This window comes from Novosphingobium sp. (genome assembly GCF_037133355.1).
Classification (GTDB): Bacteria; Pseudomonadota; Alphaproteobacteria; order Sphingomonadales; family Sphingomonadaceae; genus Novosphingobium.
In genome coordinates this window covers 39,392-55,550 of the sequence record NZ_JBAXOI010000003.1, presented here as the reverse complement: position 1 = coordinate 55,550, position 16,159 = coordinate 39,392, and the positions used below count along the sequence as shown (strand labels likewise).

At 66.8% G+C, this 16,159-nt stretch carries 19 protein-coding genes; 8 read left to right on the top strand and 11 right to left on the bottom strand.

The features are described 5' to 3' along the window. Positions 1 to 6 precede the first annotated feature (6 nt). The 11 genes from accD to radC all read right to left on the bottom strand — a co-directional run bounded on the left by accD (position 7) and on the right by radC (position 9,401). Entirely contained in the window at positions 7 to 855 is an 849-nt protein-coding gene (accD, locus tag WCL10_RS04455) for an acetyl-CoA carboxylase, carboxyltransferase subunit beta (protein WP_336894424.1), read from the bottom strand. Further along, positions 852 to 1,652: a tryptophan synthase subunit alpha gene (gene trpA, locus WCL10_RS04450; protein WP_336894423.1), complete on the bottom strand. Its 801-nt coding sequence runs from the start codon at positions 1,650 to 1,652 to the stop codon at positions 852 to 854. The genes accD and trpA overlap by 4 nt, the downstream gene beginning before the upstream one ends. Before the next feature lie 199 nt (positions 1,653 to 1,851). Beyond that, on the bottom strand, positions 1,852 to 3,066 hold the full coding sequence (gene trpB, locus WCL10_RS04445) for a tryptophan synthase subunit beta (RefSeq protein WP_336894422.1): 1,215 nt from the start codon (positions 3,064 to 3,066) through the stop codon (positions 1,852 to 1,854). A 183-nt stretch (positions 3,067 to 3,249) separates the two neighbouring features. Then, complete coding sequence (locus WCL10_RS04440; RefSeq protein ID WP_336894421.1) at positions 3,250 to 3,894, bottom strand: phosphoribosylanthranilate isomerase; 645 nt, start codon at positions 3,892 to 3,894, stop codon at positions 3,250 to 3,252. Between the two features lie 251 nt (positions 3,895 to 4,145). Then, positions 4,146 to 4,901 (bottom strand): SIMPL domain-containing protein, encoded by a 756-nt coding sequence (locus tag WCL10_RS04435; RefSeq protein WP_336894420.1) that lies wholly within the window; start codon positions 4,899 to 4,901, stop codon positions 4,146 to 4,148. A gap of 82 nt (positions 4,902 to 4,983) precedes the next feature. Further along, positions 4,984 to 5,487 (bottom strand): GNAT family N-acetyltransferase, encoded by a 504-nt coding sequence (locus WCL10_RS04430; RefSeq protein ID WP_336894419.1) that lies wholly within the window; start codon positions 5,485 to 5,487, stop codon positions 4,984 to 4,986. 10 nt (positions 5,488 to 5,497) lie between these two features. After that, positions 5,498 to 6,172 carry an orotidine-5'-phosphate decarboxylase gene (gene pyrF / locus WCL10_RS04425; protein WP_336894418.1) on the bottom strand — a complete coding sequence of 225 codons (675 nt, stop codon included), beginning with the start codon at positions 6,170 to 6,172 and terminating at the stop codon, positions 5,498 to 5,500. Further along, the gene (locus WCL10_RS04420) at positions 6,169 to 6,471 is read right to left on the bottom strand and encodes a DUF1049 domain-containing protein (RefSeq protein ID WP_336894417.1); all 303 of its coding nucleotides are present in this window, start codon (positions 6,469 to 6,471) and stop codon (positions 6,169 to 6,171) included. The genes pyrF and WCL10_RS04420 overlap by 4 nt, the downstream gene beginning before the upstream one ends. Before the next feature lie 94 nt (positions 6,472 to 6,565). Continuing rightward, on the bottom strand, positions 6,566 to 7,879 hold the full coding sequence (gene purB, locus WCL10_RS04415) for an adenylosuccinate lyase (protein ID WP_336894416.1): 1,314 nt from the start codon (positions 7,877 to 7,879) through the stop codon (positions 6,566 to 6,568). A 68-nt stretch (positions 7,880 to 7,947) separates the two neighbouring features. Beyond that, complete coding sequence (locus WCL10_RS04410; protein ID WP_336894415.1) at positions 7,948 to 8,658, bottom strand: NRDE family protein; 711 nt, start codon at positions 8,656 to 8,658, stop codon at positions 7,948 to 7,950. Then, a complete protein-coding gene (gene radC / locus WCL10_RS04405) occupies positions 8,658 to 9,401 on the bottom strand; it encodes a DNA repair protein RadC (RefSeq protein ID WP_336894414.1) in 744 nt (247 codons plus the stop codon). Before radC ends, WCL10_RS04410 begins: the two co-directional genes overlap by 1 nt. A 98-nt stretch (positions 9,402 to 9,499) precedes the next feature. On the opposite strand from radC, the gene WCL10_RS04400 reads away from it, so the two are divergent. The 8 genes from WCL10_RS04400 (at position 9,500) to WCL10_RS04365 (ending at position 16,133) form a co-directional block, all read left to right on the top strand. Then, the gene (locus WCL10_RS04400; RefSeq protein WP_336894413.1) at positions 9,500 to 12,673 is read left to right on the top strand and encodes a YdbH domain-containing protein; all 3,174 of its coding nucleotides are present in this window, start codon (positions 9,500 to 9,502) and stop codon (positions 12,671 to 12,673) included. 11 nt (positions 12,674 to 12,684) lie between these two features. Next, positions 12,685 to 12,951 (top strand): YnbE family lipoprotein, encoded by a 267-nt coding sequence (locus WCL10_RS04395; protein WP_336894412.1) that lies wholly within the window; start codon positions 12,685 to 12,687, stop codon positions 12,949 to 12,951. A gap of 2 nt (positions 12,952 to 12,953) precedes the next feature. Next, positions 12,954 to 13,343 (top strand): DUF1318 domain-containing protein, encoded by a 390-nt coding sequence (locus WCL10_RS04390; protein WP_336894411.1) that lies wholly within the window; start codon positions 12,954 to 12,956, stop codon positions 13,341 to 13,343. A gap of 190 nt (positions 13,344 to 13,533) precedes the next feature. Then, positions 13,534 to 13,851, top strand: coding sequence for an AtpZ/AtpI family protein (locus tag WCL10_RS04385; RefSeq protein ID WP_336894410.1), 318 nt, complete (start codon positions 13,534 to 13,536; stop codon positions 13,849 to 13,851). Positions 13,852 to 13,917: 66 nt separating this feature from the next. Beyond that, on the top strand, positions 13,918 to 14,703 hold the full coding sequence (locus tag WCL10_RS04380; RefSeq protein ID WP_336894409.1) for a F0F1 ATP synthase subunit A: 786 nt from the start codon (positions 13,918 to 13,920) through the stop codon (positions 14,701 to 14,703). A 54-nt stretch (positions 14,704 to 14,757) separates the two neighbouring features. Next, a complete protein-coding gene (locus WCL10_RS04375; RefSeq protein ID WP_054122335.1) occupies positions 14,758 to 14,985 on the top strand; it encodes a F0F1 ATP synthase subunit C in 228 nt (75 codons plus the stop codon). 109 nt (positions 14,986 to 15,094) lie between these two features. Next, entirely contained in the window at positions 15,095 to 15,586 is a 492-nt protein-coding gene (locus WCL10_RS04370; protein WP_336894408.1) for an ATPase, read from the top strand. Beyond that, positions 15,579 to 16,133 carry a hypothetical protein gene (locus WCL10_RS04365; protein WP_336894407.1) on the top strand — a complete coding sequence of 185 codons (555 nt, stop codon included), beginning with the start codon at positions 15,579 to 15,581 and terminating at the stop codon, positions 16,131 to 16,133. Before WCL10_RS04370 ends, WCL10_RS04365 begins: the two co-directional genes overlap by 8 nt. Positions 16,134 to 16,159: the final 26 nt, after the last annotated feature.

Here is a 16,159-nt window from a genome sequence, read left to right as displayed (position 1 = left end):
AGGGGCCTATGCCGCCTGCGCAGCCATCAAGTAGCCGATGGTGCGCGCGAGGGTGGCCTTCAGCATATGGCGACCGACAACCATGTCGATCATTCCGTGGGCGTGAAGGTACTCGGCGCGCTGGAAGCCTTCAGGGAGCTTTTCGCGGATCGTGTCCTGGATCACGCGCTGGCCAGCAAAGCCGATGAGCGCGCCGGGTTCGGCGATCTGGATATCGCCCAGCATGGCATAGCTCGCCGTGACGCCGCCGGTGGTGGGATCGGTGAGAACGACGATATAGGGAAGGCCCGCATTGTGGAGGCGCGTGATGGCGACCGTGGTGCGCGGCATCTGCATCAGGCTGAGAATGCCTTCCTGCATGCGCGCGCCGCCTGCTGCCGTGACGGCTACGAAGGGGCACTTGTTCGCAATCGCGGCTTCCGTGGCGGCGATAAACGCATCGCCCACGGCCATGCCCATCGAGCCGCCCATGAAGCCGAAATCCTGCACGCCGACAACGGCCTTGTGGCCATCGATCTTGCCCACTGCGGCAGTCAGTGCATCAGGCAGCGGATTGGACGCGCGGGCGGCCTTCAAGCGGTCGGCGTAGCGCTTGGTATCGCGGAACTTGAGCGGGTCTTCGCGCACCTTGGGCGCGGGCAGCAGTTCGAAGCCGGCGTCGAGCAGCTGGGTGAGGCGCTCGGTGGCGCCGATGCGGCCGTGGTGATCGCAGCGCGGGCAAACCGAGAGGTTTTCCTCGTACTCCTTGGTGAACAGCATCTCGCTGCACGAAGGGCACTTGATCCAGAGATTGTCCGGCGTGTCGCGTTTGGGCGCGAACGGGAGCGAATTGCGGACGCGGGTTAGCCAGCTCATGCTTCTACCTTTCGCGCATTGTGGACGGCGTTGGCAAGGGCCGTAACGAGTTCGCGGACCGGGCCTGCGGCATTTTCGCCGTGCTCGGCGATGATGTCGATGAGCGCCGAGCCGACGACGACGCCGTCTGCCACACGGGCGATGGGGCCGGCCTGCTCGGGTGTCCGAACGCCGAAGCCGACGGCAACGGGGATCTCCGCCGTCTGCTTGATGCGGGTGACCGCTTCCTCGATCGAGGCGAGCGCGGCGGACTGCTTGCCGGTGATGCCCGCTACCGAGACGTAATAGAGAAAGCCCGAGGAGCCTTCGAGCACGGCGGGGAGCCGCGCGGCGTCAGTCGTGGGGGTGGCGAGGCGGATCGGCGAAATGCCCGCACTGCGCAGATAGGGGCCGAGTTCGCCGTCTTCCTCGGGCGGGATATCGACGCAGATCACCCCGTCGACCCCGGCCTTGGCGGCCTCTGCCGCGAACCATTCCGGCCCGCGCGTGATCATCGGGTTGGCATAGCCCATGAGGACCAGCGGCACATCCGGGTGGCGCGTGCGGAAATCGGTGGCCATCTGCAGAATGTCGGCAGTCTTGGTGCCGGCGGCAAGGCTGCGCAGATTGGCGCGCTGGATCGCCGGGCCATCGGCCATCGGATCGGTGAAAGGCATGCCGAGCTCGATCACATCGGCGCCGCCTTCGACGAGCGCATCGAGGATCGCGGGCGTGGCGGCGGGCGTCGGATCACCGGCGGTGATGAAGCAGACGAGCGCGGGGTGGCCCTTGGCGAAGGCAGCGGAAAGGCGGGTCATGACTTGGGCATCCGTGATTGGTAGTAACGCATTGCCAGAACCGCAGTTAGCCCGCTGATCGCGAATGCCAATTCATGCACGACAGCCATGGGTCTGCTTGGCGGTAGAATTGTAGCAATCGCGTCACCTAAGAGACCTTCGAAAATGGTGGCAACAAACATTCCCATGAAAACCGACGCGAAGAGCAGCCTGGGGTAGATCACAGCTTAACCCCCAGATGCTCCGCGACCGAGAAGATGTCCTTGTCGCCGCGTCCGCACAGGTTGGCGAGGATGATCGCGTCCTTGTCCATGGTAGGCGCGATCTTCTTCACCGCGGCGATGGCGTGGGCGGGTTCGAGGGCGGGGATGATGCCTTCTGTGCGGCAGAGCAGCTGGAAGCCGTCGAGCGCTTCGGTGTCGGTCACCGAGGTGTACTGGACGCGGCCGGTTTCCTTGAGCCAGGCGTGTTCGGGGCCGATGCCGGGATAGTCGAGACCCGCCGAAATCGAGTGGCCTTCGAGAATCTGGCCGTCCTCGTCCTGCAGCAGATAGGTCTTGTTGCCGTGGAGCACGCCGGGGCGGCCGCCTGCGAGGCTGGCGGCGTGGAGCTGATCAAGCCCGTGGCCGGCGGCTTCGACGCCCATCATCTTGACGCTGGGATCATCGAGGAAAGGGTGGAACAGACCGATGGCATTGCTGCCGCCGCCGATCGCCGCGACGAGCAGGTCGGGCAGGCGGCCGACGCGGGCGAGCATCTGGGCGCGGGCTTCCTTGCCGATCACGCTCTGGAAATCGCGGACGAGTTCCGGATAGGGGTGCGGGCCGGCGGCAGTGCCGATGATGTAGAAGGTGTTGTGGACGTTCGCGACCCAATCGCGCAGCGCCTCGTTCATCGCGTCCTTCAGCGTGGCGGCACCGGCGGTGACGGGGACGACTTCGGCGCCGAGCAGCTTCATGCGGAACACGTTGGGCTGCTGGCGGGCAACGTCGGTCGCGCCCATGAAGATCGTGCAGGGCAGGCCAAAGCGCGCGCAGACGGTCGCGGTGGCGACGCCGTGCTGGCCTGCGCCGGTCTCGGCGATGATCCGCGTCTTGCCCATGCGGATGGCGAGGAGGATCTGGCCGATGCAGTTGTTGATCTTGTGCGCGCCGGTGTGATTGAGCTCGTCGCGCTTGAACCAGACTTGCGCGCCGCCCAGTTCCTCGGTGAGGCGCGGGGCGAAATAGAGCGGGCTAGGGCGGCCGACGTAGTGTTCGAGCAGATCGTCGAACTCGGCGTGGAAGGCGGGGTCCGCCTTGGCCTTGCGATATTCCGCTTCCAGATCAAGGATCAGCGGCATCAGCGTTTCGGCGACATAGCGGCCGCCGAACTGGCCGAAATGGCCCTGTGCATCGGGCTGGGTGCGGAAGCTGTTGGGGATGGGCACGTTCATGGCGCACCGCTTGGCAGAGGGGCGCGCGCTTGTCCAGATTCGCGGGGCTTTAGGGCAATCAGGCGGCTTGCGCAAAAGTCACTACGTCACCCCGGACTTGATCCGGGGTCCTGCTACCGCCGAACGCTTGGTGCAGAAACAAATCGGGACCCCGGGTCAAGCCCGGGGTGACGGGATTTTCTTTCAGGCGGCGCGGGCTTCGAGGCAGAATTGGGCGATCAGGTCCACGTCCTTCACGCCCGGGGCGCTTTCGACGCCGGAGGAGACGTCGACCAGCGGGGCGTTGGTGGTGCGCACGGCCTCTGCCACATTGGCGGGGGATAGGCCGCCGGCAAGGCCCCATTGTACCGGGCTCTTGTAGCCGGAGAGCAAGGTCCAGTCGAAGACGAGACCGAGGCCGCCGGGGAGCGCTGCACCCTTGGGCGGCTTGGCATCGAAGAGGACGAGATCGGCAGCTCCGGCGAACCGTTCCGCGTTTTCGATATCGGCGCGGCTGGAGACAGCGAGCGCCTTCCAGACGGGCTTTCCGAAGGCGGCGCGGAGTGCGGCGACGCGGGCGGGGTCTTCCTTTCCATGGAGCTGGATCACATCGAGTTTCGCGGCTTCGACGACTTCGGCGATCAGGCTGTCCGCCGCATCGACGAAGAGGCCGACGAGCTTGATCCGACCGGCCGCACGGGCGGCTAGCGCGGCGGCATCGGTGAGCGCGAGGTGGCGGGGGCTGGGGGGGAAGACCACGAGGCCGGCGTAGGCGGCACGCGCGGCGATGGTCGCCTCGAGTGCGGCTGGGGTGGTGAGGCCGCAGATCTTGATCAGGGGGGCGGGCATGGGGTGCGGATAGGGGGTTGGGGTTTGTCGGTCAAATGGTGGTGCTTTGCCGCTTGCCCACCCCCGACCCCTCCCGCAAGCGGGAGGGGAGAAGAAAAATGATCCGTTCCGCAAGCGGGGAGGGGGGAAGAAAAATGGTCCGATCCGCGTGCGGGAGGGGAGACGAAGAGGGGCGTTGCGTGAGCGGGAGAAGAGGACCAGCGTCACCTGCCCCCCTCCCGCTTGCGGGAGGGGTTGGGGGTGGGCCTGACTTACTGCCCCAGTTCGAACGTCACCGTCACGTTCGCGCCAACTTGCACTTCGCCCGCCGCAACCGGGCTGGGCGCCTTGGCCATCATCGCCTCGGCGCGCGCGTACATCACCATCGGCTGCGGGCTGTAGCCGCCGCCTTCGCTGATGGTGAGGATGCGCTTGACGGTGAGGCCGGCCGCCTTGGCGTAAAGCTCAGCACGGGCGCGGGCCTTCTTCATGGCTTCGAGACGGGCCTCGTCGCTGGCGGCATCGGGGTTGTCGAGCTGGAACGAGGGGCCGCTGACCTGGTTGGCGCCGGCATTCACCAATGTATCGATGGTCTTGCCGTAGTTGCCGATCTTGCGCTGCTTGACCTCGACCTGGTTGTTCGCCTGATAGCCCACGATGACCGGATCGCCGGTCACGTTGCCGTTCGCGTCGGCGCGAGGCTGGCCGTAGACCGGGTTCACCGAGAGATTGCTGGTCTGGATATCACGCTCGGCAATGCCGGAGGCCTTGAGCGCGGCGATCACGGCGTTCATCCGGTCGGCGTTCTCCGATAGGGCATCGGCGGCGGTTTTCGCCTGCGTGGTGACGCCTGCGCTGAACACGGCAAGATCGGGCACGCGCGTGCTGCGCCCATCGGCGCTCACGGTGAGGACTGCATTGCCGGGGGCGACGACGGGGCCGGACGAAACGGCCTGCGCCATGGCAGGCGCAGCGCTCGCGGCGGTGAGCGCGGCGGATAGGAGGAGCGAGGTGGAAGGCTTGATCATGGGTGGTCCCCCTTGGAGTGTATTGCCCCGCATCTGGACCGCACCGGCTTTCGCGGTGCTGAACCGCACGTGCAGGCGCCCGTCAGGCGATCGGGCGCTCCAGCTCCACCATCTTGTAGGGCACATCCATGGGCAGCGGAAAGGGACGAAGCGTGCCAGTGCGGGCGTAGCCGCGCCGCTCGTACCACGCGATGAGTTCGGTGCGCACATCGACGACGATGAGTTCCATGACTTTGGAGCCGAACACCTCGGCGGCGAGCTGTTCCACTTCGTGGACAAGCATGCGGCCAAGGCCGCCGGCCTGGCGTTCGGGATCGACGCACAGGAGGCCCATATAGGCGCGGCCTTGCCCGAGATCGGTCACTGTGACGGTGCCGACCAGCGCGCCGTCCTCCTCGGCGAGGAGCACGCGCTTATCGGGCGCGGCGATCATTGCGGCGACTTCTTCGGGCGTGGTGCGGTCGCCGCCAAGGAGGTCGGCTTCGTTCGACCAGCCCCGCCTGGCGCTGTCGCCCCGATAGCCGCTTTCAATCAGGGCGCGCACGGCAGGCGCGTCGACGGGCTGGGCTATGCGGTAGGTCGGCATGGACGTTGGCTCAGAGCGTGGCTTCGATGGCGCGGGCGGCGGCGACCGGGTCTTCGGCGCGGCTGATCGGGCGGCCGATGACGAGGACGCTGGCGCCGTCGTTGCGCGCGGCGCGGGGGGTGACGATGCGCTTCTGGTCCGCCGTATGGCCGCTGTCCGGCCTGAGGCCCGGAACGACGAAGAAGCCGTTCTTCCAGCGCTTGTGGATCGCGCCGACTTCGTGGCCTGAACAGACGATACCATCGAGCCCGGCTTCCTGCGCCAGATCGGCGAGGCGCAGCGCCTGATCGTGCGCGCCGCCGGGGACGCCGACGCCGGCGAGGTCGTCGTCATCGAGGCTGGTGAGCACGGTAACCGCGACGACCTTGCAGTGTTCGCCTGCCGCGGCCTTGGCATCCTCCATCATCGCCCGCCCGCCCGCGGCGTGGACGGTGACGATCGCGGGTTCGAGTACGTGGATCGACTGCATCGCGGCGGCGACGGTGTTCGGAATGTCGTGCAGCTTCAGGTCGAGGAAGATCGGCAGGCCGAGCTTGGCGACTTCATGCACCCCGTGGTGGCCGTGCGCGCAGAAGAATTCGAGGCCGAGTTTCACCCCGCCGATATGACCCCTGACCTTCTGGATCAGCGCGAGCCCGGCATCGAGCCGGGGCAGATCGAGCGCAAGATAGACGGGATTGCTCATGGATTTTCGGATGCTCGTCTGCTGGCAGCATCAAGCTGCGTGGAGGAAAGGGAGGCCGAATTGGCAAGCGAGGTTTCGAGCGCGGTGATGCGGCGCGAGAGCCGCCAGCGTGTTGTGCGGTGGACGAGCCACATCGGCACGAAGCCGAGGAGGAAGGCGGCGATAACCAGCGCCGGCAGCTTGGTATCAAGCGCCAGGCCCTGCCAAATGGTGAGTTCGACCGGCACCCAGTTGGCGGCTGAGAACGCGGCCAGCGCTGCCACGATGACCAGCCACAGGATCGAGCGAAACACTTTCATCAGGCTTTGTCCCCAGCCCCCCGGTTGACCCTATGCTAGGACCCTTTGGCGGGGAAGACCAGTCCCCGCCAAGGTGCCCGCCAAGGTCCTTGCCTCAGGCGCCGAACACCCGCGCGAAGATCGTGTCGACCGCCTTGAAGTGATAGTCGAGGTTGAACTTGTCCTCGAGCTCCTGCGCAGACATCACCGCGCTCACTTCGGGATCGGCTTTCAGCAGTTCGAGCAGCGAGAGTTGGCCGTCAGATTGCCAGACCTGCATCGCGTTGCGCTGGACCAAGCGGTAGGAATCATCGCGTGTGAGGCCAGCCTGCGTGAGCGCAAGGAGCACGCGCTGCGAGTGGACAAGGCCGCCCATGCGGTCGAGGTTCTTCTGCATTCGCTCGGGGTAGACGAGCAGCTTGTCGATCACCGAGGTGAGGCGGGCGAGGGCGAAATCGAGCGTGATCGTCGCATCGGGGCCGATAAAGCGCTCGACCGAGGAGTGCGAGATATCGCGCTCGTGCCACAGCGCGACGTTTTCGAGCGCGGGGGTGACGGCGGAGCGGACGACGCGGGCGAGGCCGGTGAGGTTTTCGGTCAGCACCGGGTTGCGCTTGTGCGGCATGGCCGAAGAACCCTTCTGGCCGGGCGAGAAGTATTCCTCCGCTTCCAATACTTCGGTGCGCTGCAAGTGGCGCACTTCGGTGGCGAGGCGTTCGATGCTGCTGGCGATGACGCCGAGGACGGCAAAGAACATCGCATGGCGATCGCGCGGGATGACCTGTGTGGAGACGGGCTCCACCGCAAGGCTCAGCTTTTCCGCTACATGGGCTTCGACTGCCGGATCGATATTGGCGAAAGTGCCGACTGCGCCCGATATGGCGCAAGTCGCGACTTCGGCGCGCGCGGCAACGAGGCGCGTGCGGCAGCGGGCGAACTCGGCATAGGCCTGCGCGAGCTTGAGGCCGAAAGTGGTCGGTTCGGCATGGATGCCGTGGCTGCGGCCGATGGTCGGGGTGTACTTGTGCTCCACCGCACGGCGCTTAATCGCCTCCAGCAGCGCGTCGATATCGGCGATAAGGAGATCGGCAGCCTGCGTGAGCTGGACGTTGAGGGTGGTGTCGAGCACGTCCGAGCTGGTCATGCCCTGGTGCATGAAGCGCGCTTCGGGGCCGACTTCTTTCGCTACCCAATCGAGGAAGGCGATTACATCGTGCTTGGTCACGGCCTCGATCGCGTCGATCGCGGCGACGTCAATTATCGGGCCCGTCGCCCACCAATCCCACAACGCCTTGGCTGCTGACTGCGGCACGACGCCGAGCTCACCCAACTTCTCGGTCGCGTGGGCCTCGATCTCGAACCAGATGCGATAGCGCGCCTCCGGCTCCCAGATCGCGGTCATCGCGGGGCGGGCATAACGGGGGACCATGGGCGACTCCGGCTAAACAGGGTGTGCGGTGCCGCTACGGTGAGGGGGGGCTTAAGGCAAGAGGGGGCTCAGATGACCGTCTGGTACTCGATCACGGTTTCACCCGCGGCGCGGCCTGCCGCATCGAAGCGGCGTTCGATGATGCGCGCGGCGCCGTCGGCGGCGATAAGGAGTACGGTGGAGCAGCGCGTGCCGTAGAGCGGGTTGCGGATGAAGACGGGGGAGAAGCGGCGTTCAGGGCCTTCGCCGGTGAGTTCGGTCTGGTCCGCCAGCGCGGCGAAAAGCGGGGCGGGGTCGTTGGACCCGGCCTCCAGCCACCGCGTCAGAGCCGCCTCCAGCGCGAGGGTCTTGGCCCAAGGCAGGTCGTGCGGGCCGTTGGACAGGCCGTGGAGGCCTTGGGCGAGCGGCAGGCGCTGCACTACGGGAAAGTTCGTGAGGTGCCATGCGCTGTCACTATCGTCCATGAACAGGTTGAACGGGTTCATGGATTCGGGCGAGGCGGGTTCACGGCCTGCCAGCCAGTCGGTCACCAGCGCGCCGCGCGAGGCGAGGTGGGCCTGCGGGTAGCCGTCGACACGCAAGTTGGTGACGAGCGCGACGCGGCCGTTCTCCGCTGCGCCCAGCCATGTGCCGCCGGCCTGCAAATCACGCCCTGCGATCACGCCGTTTGGCCAGCGCGCCAAGGGCGCAGTCGGGCGCTCGTGGAATTCGTCGCGATTGCCGATCACGACCAGCCGCCAGCGCGGATCGGCCAGGAAGGCCACGGCGGCAACGCACATCAGATCAGCCCCTTTGCCTTCAGGCTTACGTGGCCCTGCCGCCCGATGATCACGTGATCGTGTACTGTGACGCCGAGCAGGCGGCCGGCCTCGAGGATCTTCTGGGTGATCTGGATATCGGCGCGGCTGGGTTCGGGGCTGCCGGAGGGGTGATTGTGGACGAGGATCAGCGCGGCGGCGCCGATGTCCATGGCCTTGTGGATCACCTTGCGCGGGTGGATCGCGGCCTCGTCGATATCGCCGTCGGCCACTTTGTCATCGAGGATGAGGCGGTTCTGCGTGTTGAGATAGAGCACCCGCACCCGCTCGTGCGTGAGGTGGGCCATATCGATGTGGAGATAGTCGAGCAGCGCCTGCCAGCTTGAGAGCACGGGCATTTCGGAGACCGTCGCGCGGGCGAGACGGCGGGCGGAAACACCGGCGATACGCAGCGCGGCGGCGGCGGTCTCCTTGATCCCGGGTGTCGCCATCAGCGCGCGGGGGTCTGCATTGAACACGGCGGCAAGGCTGCCGAAGCGCTGGAGCAGCATGCGCGCCAGGGGTTTGACATCCTGCCGGGGAATCGCGGTCATCAGGAGGTATTCGATGACTTCGTGATCGGCGAGGGCATCGTCGCTGCCTTCGAGCAAACGCTTGCGCAGGCGCGCACGGTGGCCGGAAGGATCGAGCCCGGCTTCGCGCACCCTGTCGCGATCGGCTGGCTCGCGGCTGCGCTGGGGAAAGAGGCTGGGCGGATCGTCCATGGCTTGGCGGGCCGATCTTTGCCCGCCTTGGCGCGGCGGCGCAAGCCGGGCGCGTCTCGCCATTGCTTCGGCGCGGGCGCTGGGCAACAAGGGCGGGGATGCCGGACGAGACCGAGTTTGCGAGCGAATCGCCGGACGGCGGCGTGTCGCTCCCGCGACCGCGCAGGCGGCGGCAGGTGCTGCTTGCCTCCTCAGGCGTGCTGGTGGCGCTTGCCATCGGGCTGTGGACCGCACGCGAGCCGATCGCCAGGAACCTGATCGACGGTCAACTGGCGCAGATGGGCCTGCCCGGCCACTATGCGATCCAGACGATCGGCGCCGATACCCAGGTGCTCACGAACATCGTGATCGGCGATCCGGCGCATCCCGACCTCACCATCGCGCGCGCCGAAGTGCGGATCGCCTATGGCCTTGCCGGCCCGCGTATCGGCCGCATCACGCTTGAACAGCCGCGCCTCTTTGGCAGCTGGCACGCGGGAAAACCGAGCTTCGGGGCGCTTGATCCGCTGCTTTTTCCCAAGCAGCCGTCAAACACGGCGCCGGGCCTGCCTGATCTTGATCTGAAGCTCGTCGACGGCCGAGCCCTCGTTGAAAGCGATTATGGCCGCATTGCCCTGAAGGCGGACGGCGCGGGCAATCTGGCGGGCGGGTTTGCCGGAACCCTGGCGGCCATCATGCCCGCAGTGGCGGCGGGCGGCTGCACGGCGGAGCGGGCAAGTGCCTATGGCAAGGTTTCGGTCAGCGACGGGCGTCCGCGCTTTGAGGGACCGTTGCGGCTGGCGGGGCTTGCCTGCGGGAAAGACATCCGCCTCGGACCCGCCGCATTGGCGCTCGACCTCACCGGCGACAAGGATTTTGGCGGCGCGGCGATCAAGGGCAAGCTTGAAGGCGGCGCGCTGGCCGCGCCCGGCTTGGCGGCGCAGCGGCTGGCGCTGGAGGGGACGCTTTCGCTAAAAGGCGCTGCGTTGCGCGGCCATGTGAGCGGCGAGGCAGGCGGCGTGCGGACGGCGGCGCTGCTCGCCGGTGCGCTGGGGCTGGACGGAGATGTCGAGGCCAAGGCCGGCCTTGCGGGCCTCGTGTTCCGGGGCGGCATAACGGGCCGGGGCCTCGCGCGCGGGACAGCGAGCGAGCGGGCGCTGGCGAGTGCGCAGACAGCGGCGGAAGGCACGCTGGCCGCGCCGCTGATCGCGCGGATGCGCGCCGCGCTGGCGCGTGAGGAGCGGGGCAGCAGACTGGCAGGCGATGTCGTGCTGCGGCGCGAGGGTGAGCGCTGGAGCCTCGTTGCGCCCAGCGCTGCATTGCGCGGTGGCAGCGGAGCGGCGCTGCTTTCGGTCTCGCGGCTGCAGGTGGCGGGGGAGGGCAGCGGTCTGCCGCGCCTTACCGGCAATTTCGTCATGGCAGGGGAAGGCCTGCCGCCGATCACCGGGCGCATGGAGCCCGGCGCAGGCGGGCGCCCGGCGCTCAGGTTGCGCATGGCCGAATACCGCGTGGGCGGCGAACGGCTGGCGCTGCCGCTGCTCGAAGTGGCGCAGGCGCCGGATGGGGGGCTGCGCTTTACCGGCATGGCGCAGCTTTCGGGGGCGATCCCGGGCGGCGCGGTCTCCGGCCTTGCCTTGCCGATTGACGGCACCCTGGGCCCCCGCGGCGGTCTGGCGCTCTGGCCGGGCTGCGTCACTCCGGCCTTCACCAGCCTTCAACTCGGCGCGGTCAGCATCGACCGCAAACGGCTGACGCTGTGCCCGGCGCGAGGCCAGGCCATCGTTCAGAGCGGGCCGGGCGGGCTGAGGGCTGCGCTTGGCGTACCATCGCTTGCGCTGACCGGGCGGCTTGGCGCAACCCCGCTTGTCCTGAGCACCGGGCCGGTCGGGCTCGCCTGGCCGGGAACGATGACCGTGCGCAGCGCCGATGTTACGCTTGGGCCGGGCGCTTCGGCGACCACGTTTCGTCTGGGCAATCTGGTGGCGCGGCTGGGCGCGGATCTTGCGGGCACCTTCGACGGGGTGGACGTGAAGCTTGCTGCCGTACCGATCGATCTGGGCGGCGCGGCGGGCGACTGGCGCTTTGCCGGCGGGGCGCTGACTCTCAGCGGCGTGCGCTTTGCGGCTGCCGACCGTTTCCAGCCCGCCCGGTTCAAGACTCTGGCGGGCGACGGCGCGGTCCTCACGCTCAGGGACAACCGCATCACGGCAGAGGCGCTGCTGCGTGAGCCGGATTCGCGGCGTGAGGTCCTGCGCGTGAACGTGCGGCATGATCTGGCCACCGCGCGCGGGAGCGCCGATCTGGTGGTCGAGCGGCTCGTGTTCGACAAGGGCAAGCTCGTCCCGGGCAAGGTCGGCGGGCTGCAGCTCACCGCGCTGGTGCCCCAGTTCAAGGGTGTGATCGCCGACGCGGAAGGCACGGTGCGCGGGCAGGGCCGGGTGGACTGGACCGCAGAGACGGTGACAAGCGCCGGCAGCTTCGGCACCGATGGCCTTGATTTTGCAGCAGCCTTTGGCCCGGTGAAGGGCTTGTCGGGCATGCTTTCCTTTACCGACCTGATCGGCATGGTCACCGCGCCGCACCAGACCCTGCACATCGCCTCCGCCAATCCGGGGATCGAGGTGAAGGACGGCGTGATGGATCTGGAACTCCTCGCCGGGCAGGTGGTGCGCATCAACGGCGCGACCTGGCCGTTTCTCGGCGGGACCTTGCGGCTCGCGCCGGGCGATCTCAGGCTGACCGTGGCCGAAACACGCCGTTTCCAGATCGATATCGAGGGGATGGACGCGGCCAAATTCCTTGAGCGAATGGAACTGGCCAACCTTTCCGCCACCGGCACCTTCGACGGGCACCTGCCGCTGGAATTCGATGCCGGCGGCGGGCGGATCAAGGGCGGCGCGCTGGTTTCGCGCAGCCCCGGGGGGACGGTCTCCTATGTCGGCGCGCTGTCGTACAAAGACCTTTCGGCCATGGCGAACTTCGCGTTCGATTCGCTGAAATCGCTCGACTATTCGCGCATGACCATCGGGCTCGACGGCAATCTGGCGGGCGACGTGGTGACGCGCGTGGAATTCACCGGGATCAAGCAGGGCCGAGACGCAAAGCAGAATTTCCTGACGCGGCAGGTTGCGAAGATCCCGGTCAAGTTCAATGTCAACATCCACGCACCGTTCTACAGCCTGGTCAGTTCGATGAACCCGCAGCCGCCGCCGGGCGTCCTGCCTTTCCGGCCTCCTACCTTTCAGGGACCTGCCAGCGGCGTTCAGCCTCCGGCAAGCCCGCCCAAGCCATAAGGAACCAGCAATTGACCAGGCACCGCAACCCTGCAACGAATTGGCCCATCATGAATGAAGGGCACACCGTGATGGGAAATGGGCGCCGCGGGCCGGTGCGGCTGCTGCTTGCCGCACTGGGGATGGCGGGAGCGATGACGACGGGGGGCTGCATCACGATAAAAGCGCCCGACAAACCGATCGTCATCGAGCTCAACATCAACATCAAGCAGGAAGTGGTCTATCGCCTGGCCGGAGACGCGAGCCAGACGATCGAGAACAACAAGGAAGTTTTCTGATCATGGCACGCACATTTGGAAAGTTCGGGCTCGTGGCGGCCGTTCTGGCTGTGGCGGGCATGATCCCGGCAGCCGCGCTCGCGCAGCGCGATCCTGCTTATGCCGCGGCGCGCGCCGCCGGGCAGGTGGGCGAGAAGGTTGACGGCTACCTGGGCTATGTCGTGCCGCCTACGCCGACCCTCAAGGCGGTGATCGACGAGCTCAATATCAAGCGCAAGGCGATCTATGCCGAGAAGGCTGCCGCTGCCAAGGCGACGGTGGAGGAATATGCGCTCACCTCGGGATGCCTGCTGATCTCGCAGACCGTGCCAGGGGAAAAGTACCAGGGCCCCGACGGCAGCTGGCAGACGCGCACCGGCGCACCGCCCCTGCGCGATTCGCGCTGCCCCTGAGGGGTAATGCGGGGCGCATCCGGGGCGGGGTGGGCAATTCCCTTCGCACTTGCCGCAAAACTGCCGGTTACAGCCCGCTTTGCCGCGGTTGACTTGGCCCCGAGCCCTTCCTAAAGGGGCCGCGCCCTTGACGGGGGTTTGTTTCCCGCGCCTGGCCTACTTCGACGCGGCAACGCCAAGAAAGGCCGGCATGGAAGACGACCCTGACCGTGAGGACCCCATCGGCGCGGATCCCCGCATCGCATCGCTCGAGGAGAGGCTTGCCGCCGCTCGTCGCATCGAGGCTGAGCGGACCCGCAGCGGCCAGCAGGGTGCAGATGCGGGATACCGCCTCGGCAACCAGGTGCTGGCCGAATTGCTGGGGGGTATGATCGGCGGTGCGGCGGTTGGCGTGGCCATTGATTGGCTTGTCGGTCGCGGCCACTGGGGCCTGTTGGTGATGCTGTTTCTCGGAACGGGGGTTGCCTTCAGAAACATCATCCGGATTGCGAACCGGCGTTCCGATTGAGCCCCTTGGACCAGGGGGCCGCATCGGGAGGCCGTTTTGGCGTAACAGGAAACGGGATTTTCGCGCGTGGCAACCGAAGCCAAAGTTGATCCGATGCACCAGTTCACGATCGAGCCGCTGTTCGGCACCGATCACTGGTCGATCGCGGGGTTCAACGTTGCGTTCACGAATTCGGCGCTGTGGATGCTGATTTCAGCAGTGGTGCTTTACGCCTTCATGATCGGCGGGATGAAGCGCGAGCTCGTGCCCGGCCGCTGGCAGATGATGGTCGAGTCGATGACCGGCTTCATCGAGAACATGCTGACCGCGAACATCGGCAAGGAAGGGCGCAAGTACCTGCCTTACGTGTTCTCGCTGTTCATGTTCATCCTTTTCGCCAACCTGCTCGGCCTCCTGCCGCTCGGCCTCGTCGGCCTGCACCCCTTTACCTTCACCAGCCATTTCACCGCGACAGGCGTGCTTGCCATCCTGTCGTTCTCGATCGTCCTGGTGGTCGGCTTCTGGAAGCACGGCTTCCACTTCTTCTCGCTGTTCGTGCCGCACGGCACGCCGCTGCCGATGATCCCGCTGATTTTCGTGATCGAGCTGGTCTCGTTCCTCGTGCGCCCCTTCAGCCTTGGTCTGAGGCTCTTCGTCGCGATGATGGCAGGGCACGTGCTGCTCGAGGTGCTTTCCAGCTTCGTGATCGGCGGCGCCAATGCCGGCGCGTTTTTCATGGGGCTCGTCTCGATCCCCAGCTTCATCCTGATGGTTGCGATCTGCGCGCTCGAGATCCTCGTCGCCGGCATCCAGGCCTATGTTTTTGCGCTGCTCACCTCGCTGTACATCAACGACGCCGAGCATCTGCACTGAGCTTTCGAATACCCATCCAACCACCTGAATTTTTGAGAAAAGGGAGTTTAAGTCATGGAACCTGCAAGCGCCAAGCTCATCGGTGCGGGTCTCGCTGCGATCGGCGCCGGCATGGCCGCCATCGGCGTTGGCAACGTCTTCGGTTCGTTCCTCGAGAGCGCGCTGCGCAATCCGGGCGCGGCTGACGGCCAGCAGGGCCGCCTGTTCATCGGCTTCGCGGCCGCCGAACTTCTCGGCCTGCTCTCGTTCGTCGTGGCGATGATCCTGATCTTCGTCGCCTGATTTCGGAACGCTGCTGCCTTCCCGGCCGCCCCGCCTTCGTGCGGGGCCGGACGGGTCGGCGGTGCACCCCCGATTGTATTTCCAGCGACCTGCCTGAGCGGGAACCCAGATGCCCCAGATTTCGCAGCTTGCCGCGACTTATTCGAGCCAGATTTTCTGGATGCTCGTCATTTTCGGCGCGGTCTTCTTCCTCGTTGGCCGGGGCATGGCGCCCCGCGTGATCGAGACCATGGAAGGTCGCGACAAGCGGATCGCCGCCGACCTCGAAGCCGCGGAAGCCGCGCGCCGCGAGGCCGATGCGAAGGATGAGGCGTGGAAGGCCGAGGCTGCCAAGCAGCGCGGCGAAGCTCAGGCGCTGATCGCCGCGGCCAAGGCCGAAGCCGCCAAGGCTGCCGAAGTGCGGCTCAGCGCGGCAGGAGCCGAGGGTGACGCGAAGATCGCCGAAGCTGAAGCCCGCATTGCTGCGGCACGGGCCGGCGCGCTCGCTGAAATCGAAACCGTCGCCGCCGAAGCTGCCGCCGATATCGCGGCGCGCGTCGCGGGCCTCACGGTTGCTGCCGATGCCGCGCGTGCGGCGGTGAAGGACGTGCTCCATGGCTGATCTTGCTCTGCTGGCAGCTGCGGCGCACGCCGCTGCCGAACACGGCGAACATGCCGAGCCGATGGCCTTCGGCTTCATCACCCCGGGCATGTGGGTCGCGCTGTCGATGACCGCGTTCCTCCTCATCGTGGTGTGGCAGAAAGTCCCCGCTGCGATCACCGGCGGGCTCGACAAGAAGATCGCCGCGATTCGTGAGCAGCTTGATGCCGCCAAGGCACTGCGTGCCGAGGCCGAAGCGCTTCGCGCCGAATATGCCGCCAAGATCGCCGGCGCCGAAGCCGATGCTGCCGCCATGGTCGAGCATGCCCGCCACGAGGCCCAGGCAATCATTGCCAAGGCCGAGGCGGATACCGGCGCGATGATCCTGCGGCGCGAGAAGATGGCGACTGACAAGATCGCCGCCGCCGAGCGCGCTGCGGTCGAGGAACTGCGCGCCCGCGCTGCTTCAGCAGCTGCAGCGGCCGCCGGCCAGCTTATCGCCGCCCACCACGGCGCGAGCGCGGACAAGGCACTGGTCGACAGCGCCATCGCAGGGCTCGCCAACTGAAGCCTGACCCCGCCGCTCGCGGCGGG

Coding starts and splice junctions, on each gene's coding strand:
- accD (WP_336894424.1), bottom strand. CDS start 855: ATGAGCTGGCTAACCCGCGTCCGCAATTCGCTCCCGTTCGCGCCCAAA.
- trpA (WP_336894423.1), bottom strand. CDS start 1,652: ATGACCCGCCTTTCCGCTGCCTTCGCCAAGGGCCACCCCGCGCTCGTC.
- trpB (WP_336894422.1), bottom strand. CDS start 3,066: ATGAACGTGCCCATCCCCAACAGCTTCCGCACCCAGCCCGATGCACAG.
- WCL10_RS04440 (WP_336894421.1), bottom strand. CDS start 3,894: ATGCCCGCCCCCCTGATCAAGATCTGCGGCCTCACCACCCCAGCCGCA.
- WCL10_RS04435 (WP_336894420.1), bottom strand. CDS start 4,901: ATGATCAAGCCTTCCACCTCGCTCCTCCTATCCGCCGCGCTCACCGCC.
- WCL10_RS04430 (WP_336894419.1), bottom strand. CDS start 5,487: ATGCCGACCTACCGCATAGCCCAGCCCGTCGACGCGCCTGCCGTGCGC.
- pyrF (WP_336894418.1), bottom strand. CDS start 6,172: ATGAGCAATCCCGTCTATCTTGCGCTCGATCTGCCCCGGCTCGATGCC.
- WCL10_RS04420 (WP_336894417.1), bottom strand. CDS start 6,471: ATGAAAGTGTTTCGCTCGATCCTGTGGCTGGTCATCGTGGCAGCGCTG.
- purB (WP_336894416.1), bottom strand. CDS start 7,879: ATGGTCCCCCGTTATGCCCGCCCCGCGATGACCGCGATCTGGGAGCCG.
- WCL10_RS04410 (WP_336894415.1), bottom strand. CDS start 8,658: ATGTGCGTTGCCGCCGTGGCCTTCCTGGCCGATCCGCGCTGGCGGCTG.
- radC (WP_336894414.1), bottom strand. CDS start 9,401: ATGGACGATCCGCCCAGCCTCTTTCCCCAGCGCAGCCGCGAGCCAGCC.
- WCL10_RS04400 (WP_336894413.1), top strand. CDS start 9,500: ATGCCGGACGAGACCGAGTTTGCGAGCGAATCGCCGGACGGCGGCGTG.
- WCL10_RS04390 (WP_336894411.1), top strand. CDS start 12,954: ATGGCACGCACATTTGGAAAGTTCGGGCTCGTGGCGGCCGTTCTGGCT.
- WCL10_RS04385 (WP_336894410.1), top strand. CDS start 13,534: ATGGAAGACGACCCTGACCGTGAGGACCCCATCGGCGCGGATCCCCGC.
- WCL10_RS04375 (WP_054122335.1), top strand. CDS start 14,758: ATGGAACCTGCAAGCGCCAAGCTCATCGGTGCGGGTCTCGCTGCGATC.
- WCL10_RS04370 (WP_336894408.1), top strand. CDS start 15,095: ATGCCCCAGATTTCGCAGCTTGCCGCGACTTATTCGAGCCAGATTTTC.
- WCL10_RS04365 (WP_336894407.1), top strand. CDS start 15,579: ATGGCTGATCTTGCTCTGCTGGCAGCTGCGGCGCACGCCGCTGCCGAA.